3 protein-coding genes are annotated in these 3,112 nt (G+C 41.5%); all 3 read left to right on the forward strand.

Features of this window, described 5'->3' with window-relative positions; genetic code table 11:
* Positions 1-83 precede the first annotated feature (83 nt).
* Positions 84-218, forward strand: coding sequence for a hypothetical protein (locus RH86_RS20780; RefSeq protein WP_005448127.1), 135 nt, complete (start codon positions 84-86; stop codon positions 216-218).
* Between the two features lie 869 nt (positions 219-1,087).
* Positions 1,088-1,936 carry an alpha/beta fold hydrolase gene (locus tag RH86_RS15950; protein ID WP_009387243.1) on the forward strand — a complete coding sequence of 283 codons (849 nt, stop codon included), beginning with the start codon at positions 1,088-1,090 and terminating at the stop codon, positions 1,934-1,936.
* A 659-nt stretch (positions 1,937-2,595) separates the two neighbouring features.
* Complete coding sequence (locus tag RH86_RS15955; protein ID WP_009387244.1) at positions 2,596-2,991, forward strand: hypothetical protein; 396 nt, start codon at positions 2,596-2,598, stop codon at positions 2,989-2,991.
* Positions 2,992-3,112 lie beyond the last annotated feature (121 nt).

The raw sequence follows: 3,112 nt of genomic DNA on the forward strand, positions 1-3,112 counted from the left end.
TGCTTTTTTCTGGAAATCGTAAATATGAGCGCTTTATCAATAGTTTGATAGACTTGTGACTTGATGGTGAAGGAGGGTTTTACATGGGGACTATAATTGGCTTAGCTGTTTTAGCTGCGATAGATTGGTATCTTGTTCGTAAAACAGGACTTCATATACATCAACTAATTGCTAAAAAGTATGCAGAGTATTTAGATGGTAAAGAAAATCGCAAATAAAGTTTTTGGGCAACAGCCTAACTCTATATTGCGTGTAACTTTTACCATGTTGGCATGGATGACAAATTAGTACAGCTTACATAGTGTAACAGCGTGAGGTTTGAAAATTTGTCTACTGTACCTGCTGATAGCACAAGCATAACAAAGCGTTTAAGACGGACTCCCAACGCTTGGCGCTTTCGGCTTTCTTCAGGTTAAGTGTTTATGTCACAATGGTTTAGGCAGGGTGGTTAGCGTTGCTCGCCACTTAACGCGGCGTTATGTTTTAATGAGATTTCAATGGCTTAAGTGCCTTTGAGTCGTTCTTTGCCCCTATAGCCATTCGTTGGGAGTAGACTCAGCAAATTACCATTTTCGCCCAGTTCTTAAATCTCTCAACCCGTAAAACATGCCAAGGTTCGCGGGTTGCTTCATTCGAGTTTTCGGGTGGTTTGGTCGTCTTGTTTCTCTGGCTCAAAGTCGCTTTGGGTGTATTTGCCAATCAGCCAATAACCTTGGCAGTTGTCTCGGCAAATCACCATTGTTCTGCGCTGCTTTTGCTAAGAAATGGCGCTTGTTGAAAGAGTATCGAGTTGCCTCATTATCAGGGAAGTGGGCTTACTCGTTGTTGGTTTGGCGCATCTGGCAGTCAAGTTAGTTCGAGCTTGTGATTTGGTTCAGAAAACTAGGTCTACACTTCAGTTCTTTGCCAAGTAAATCAACGAATTGTGCTAAAACATATCAAAGCATTTAAGACGGATTCTCAACGCTTGGCAATTTCAGCTTAGGTCGGCTTTAGTGCTGAATGTGGCAAGGTTCAGGCTGGGTGGTCGCGTTGTTCACCACTTAATGCGGCGTTAATTCCAAAAATCGACTATGAAGGTTGTTTGATGATTAATTTACAGAAAGGTTTTGTCTTATTTGGTTTGTTTATGCTGTCATTTTCGAACATGGCGTTTTCTGAAGATCAGTCGCAAATGGTCGATGTGGGTAATCATAAAATTAATTTATTGTTACTTGGTAATGGTAAGCCAACAGTCGTATTTGATTCTGGCTTCAGTGACACATTGGATGCATGGTCTAAGATACAACCTGAAATATCAAAATTTGCCACGACAATTTCTTATGACAGGGCTGGATTAGGGAGATCTGAAGTTGGCCCAAGTCCCAGAAGTGCAGAGCAGATTGCAATTGAATTAAAAACAGCTCTAGATAACGTAAATGTAAGACCTCCGTATATCTTGGTTGGATGGTCTGGAGGTGGTTTATTTCAAACTGTATTTGCCGCTCGATACCCTAATGACGTGGCTAGCTTGATTTTAGTAGACCCTGCTACAGTTGAGCATTACGATTATATGGAGAATACGTCAGAATGGACTCATGTTTTAAAGCACCTAGATACTTTAAGTGCGGGTAATCGTGGGCAGCTTGAAGCACTAAATATGACTAAGCAACAAGTACGAGATTCGTGGCCATTAATGGAAACTCCGGTTACTTTAATAACAGCTATGAGACCGTTAGGAGGTTGGCCGTTTAGTAATCAGAGAGATATGGCATATTGGAAAAGTACACATGAGAATTTAGTAAAAAACAGTAAGAACACGGTTCATATAATAGCTGAAGATAGTACACATTTAATGCCAATCCAAGATCCATCCATTATCATTGGGGTGATTAAGCAACACATCGAAAATTTGGATTTAACAAAGCATTTAAGAGGGACTCAAGACGCTTGGTGATTTCATTTTAAATCAGCTTAAGTGTTTATAGCACAATGGTTTAGTTCATGGGCATAGCGTATTTCGCCCCTTAATGCGGCGTTATGTAAAGCGGGTAAAATGGGCATTATTCTGCTTATCCGCTCTCTCTAGCTATCGGTTTGCATCCTCGTCAAAATTCCCTTTTTCTGTCCCGATTCTTTGCCAAATTAGCCGTAAAACATGCCAAGGTTCGTGAGTTTCCTCATTCAGTTTCTGTGCTGGTTCGTGGTTAGTTTTGCGGGCTCAAAGTGGGGAAAGGGCAAGGTTAACGAAAGCCCCCATTTGCTGATGGTTTCTTTCGTTCGGTTTCCCAGGTTCAAAAGCATTTTTGGTCGCTGGTCATCACCATTTTTCGCTTGTTGAAGCTTGGTCTGTAACATGGCTGGTTCTGCAAATTCGTGAACAATGTTGGGTTCTTTGGTTTTGGCTATTTCTTCGGTCGTACAGGCTTGGTTTTTCGTGGTAACTTTGGCTTATGTGGCTGAATTTACATAACAAAGCATTTAAGACGGATTCTCAACGCTTGGCAATTTCAGCTTAGGTCAGCTTTAGTGCTAAATGTGGCAAGGTTTAAGGTTGGGTGGTCGCGTTGTTCACCACTTAATGCGGCGTTAGGCATTTTGCAGGAGTATAAGGATATGCGGTTAGAGTTTTTACTGATTTTTGGAGGTATTGCAGGGTTCTTCATTAATGGGTTGCAGTATCTCGCTTTTCGTAAAATTAAAGATGACGGGAACGACGTTTTAGGTCATTTGAAAGAATACAATTGGACGATGCTTATCATGTCCGTAGTATTTTTTCCGACGGGCTTGTACTTGGTCTTCTCTGATGATTCTGCATGGTACAACACAATAGGCGTGCTCATTTTAGTCTGTGGTGTTAGTGCCGTTGTGCAGTCTTTTAGACCACATGATACTGCTCAAGAAATTGAACGTTTCGGGCGAGAACCTGACTCGCTTGGTCGCACTTTAATGGTTAGTCGGGTTATTGGGATTTTGTCTGTTGCTCTTGGTGGGTTCCTTTTCCTTTTGTAGAACATGCCTAACAAAGCGTTTAAGACAGATTCGCAACGCTTGGCATTTTTGAATCCATCGTTGGGTTTAGTGTTTAACGTGGTATGGTTAGGTTCAGTGGTAGCGTTGCTCACTACTTAAC

The sequence above is a fragment of the Vibrio sp. N418 genome, assembly GCF_000222565.1.
Classification (GTDB): Bacteria; Pseudomonadota; Gammaproteobacteria; order Enterobacterales; family Vibrionaceae; genus Vibrio; species Vibrio scophthalmi.

What these genes read in the sequence shown, in the direction of transcription:
- RH86_RS20780 (WP_005448127.1), top strand. Translation starts at nt 84, where the DNA reads ATGGGGACTATAATTGGCTTAGCTGTTTTAGCTGCGATAGATTGGTAT.
- RH86_RS15950 (WP_009387243.1), top strand. Translation starts at nt 1,088, where the DNA reads ATGATTAATTTACAGAAAGGTTTTGTCTTATTTGGTTTGTTTATGCTG.
- RH86_RS15955 (WP_009387244.1), top strand. Translation starts at nt 2,596, where the DNA reads ATGCGGTTAGAGTTTTTACTGATTTTTGGAGGTATTGCAGGGTTCTTC.